The sequence below is a fragment of the Candidatus Hydrogenedentota bacterium genome (genome assembly GCA_012523015.1).
Classification (GTDB): Bacteria; Hydrogenedentota; Hydrogenedentia; order Hydrogenedentales; family CAITNO01; genus JAAYBJ01.
Window position 1 is genome coordinate 1 of the sequence record JAAYJI010000193.1, and the last position, 2,058, is coordinate 2,058.

The window sequence follows — 2,058 nt, forward strand, 5'->3', positions numbered from 1 at the left end:
CCGTAATACTGTGCCCTTGCCCATCGAAGGTACCGGTAAAGGGCGTAGTCGAAGAGCCGATTGGAATAAAACCGGCGCCTCCATTCCAGCCGGAAGTGGCAGTGGCGTCAATATCTCGGCCAAGAAGGTAATCGCCATCCAATGGGAATGAAGAATCGGTGCCTATTTTTTCCAGATTTTCAAGTGTTGAAATCGTGATCGCTGCATTAGCAGCCACATGCACTAACCCCAAAATAATCATAGCTGCTGCGACAAGGCCAACATTTCGCATTCTCGACAAATTTTTCATAGATATCTTTCTTTTTGATCAAAAAAGTAACCATTCACTGTTGATATTATACATAGAATAGGGCAAACAGCGTTGTTAAACACAAGCCCATCCTAACGGCAAGATCATATCTCATTTACAAGATCATGTCAATACCTGCCACGGTCTTTTTACACCAAAACACCATTCCGACACAAAACCTAGCCCATCATGAGAGGCTAGTAGTAACGCAGGCTTTTTGCGCCCGCATTTGAAGTATGAACCTATGCCTATCCGACAAATGCGATACCTATGGATTGTGTCTCATATTATTGGTAAAATAGAGAGCTTGTGAGGTTGTTCGAATTCGTTCTTTAGGAAACACTGTTCATGACGACACCAGAAATTACACCGGATTTATTGCTGAAATACGATCGACCCGGACCACGGTACACCAGCTACCCCACGGTACCGGAATGGCGCAACACCTTCAACGACGAGGCCTATAAAAAAGCTCTTGTCCAAGCGTCGCAGCATCACGACAGTCCGCTGTCACTTTATGTGCATATCCCCTTTTGCGCGCAGCGTTGTGCCTATTGCGGCTGCAATACAATCGCTGCCCCTATCGAAGCGCAAGTGAACCGCTATCTTGACGACGTGGAACAGGAAATCGCATCGGTGTCAGCGCGCTTGGGCAAACGCAAGACGGTATCCCAGTGCCATTGGGGCGGCGGCACGCCCACGTTCCTCGATGAACCGCGCATGCGCCGTCTCTTCGCCATGCTCAGCCGTTATTTTGATTTTGCTGATAATGCAGAAATTGCTTTGGAAACCAATCCTGTTACGGTAACGACAAAACAACTGAAAGTGCTCCGTGAACTTGGTTTCAACCGCATCAGTTTCGGGGTTCAAGATCTTAACCCGGAAGTGCAGCATGTGGTCGGCCGCTATCAAACAGCCGCACAAACGGAGTCCCTGGTCAATTTGTGCCGTAATCTTGGTTTCACAGGCATTAATGTGGATCTGATCTACGGCCTTCCGCTGCAGACCATGGATCGGTGGCAAGAAACCATCTCATCCATCATTCATATAGCACCAGATCGTATCGCCATGTACAGCTACGCCCATCTCCCTGCGCGCTTCGACCATCAAAAAGTACTGGATCTTTTTAAGCGTCCGGATACGCGCGAGAAATACGCCCTTTTTGCCGATGCACGGAAACGCCTTCTGGCTGCAGGCTACCGGCCCATCGGCATGGATCATTTTGCATTGCCCGGCGATGAATTATCTCTTGCCTTGGATAACCACAGCCTCAACCGAAACTTCATGGGCTATACGGTGCGGCAAGCACCGGATCAAATCGGCTTTGGCGTATCTGCCATCAGCGAAGTGGCAGACTGCTATTCTCAAAATACAAAAGAACTTGAGGTCTATCACGAGCAGCTGCAGCAGGGTTTGTTTCCTGTGGAAAGAGGTATCAGCTTATCCAAAGATGATCAGATCCGACGCTGGGTGATCCGTCGGCTCATGTGCAGCTTTAAGCTTGATTTGGATGCGCTGCGCCGTCTTTTCGATATCGATGGCGCCGTCTATTTCACCGCGGAACGGGAGGCACTCGCTGCCTATGAAGAGGAAGGGATGATCCAGATCCAAGACGCTTGCTGGCAGGTCACCGCTACGGGCGCGCCCTTTATTCGCAACCTGTGCATGGTTTTTGACGCCTATTTGAAAACCGATGCCAAAACGCTGTTCTCACGAACCATATAAAGACGCCGCTAACCGCACTCAGCCTGTCCGACGGCTATAAGGCA

At 49.6% G+C, this 2,058-nt stretch carries 2 protein-coding genes; one reads left to right on the plus strand and one right to left on the minus strand.

Annotated elements, in window-relative coordinates; translation table 11 throughout:
• Positions 1 to 289 (minus strand): hypothetical protein (locus GX117_08540; GenBank protein ID NLO33387.1); only part of this gene is annotated, 289 nt, incomplete at its 3' end.
• A 348-nt stretch (positions 290 to 637) separates the two neighbouring features.
• On the opposite strand from GX117_08540, the gene hemN reads away from it, so the two are divergent.
• The gene (gene hemN, locus GX117_08545) at positions 638 to 2,014 is read left to right on the plus strand and encodes an oxygen-independent coproporphyrinogen III oxidase (protein ID NLO33388.1); all 1,377 of its coding nucleotides are present in this window, start codon (positions 638 to 640) and stop codon (positions 2,012 to 2,014) included.
• The last annotated feature ends 44 nt before the right edge of the window (positions 2,015 to 2,058 follow it).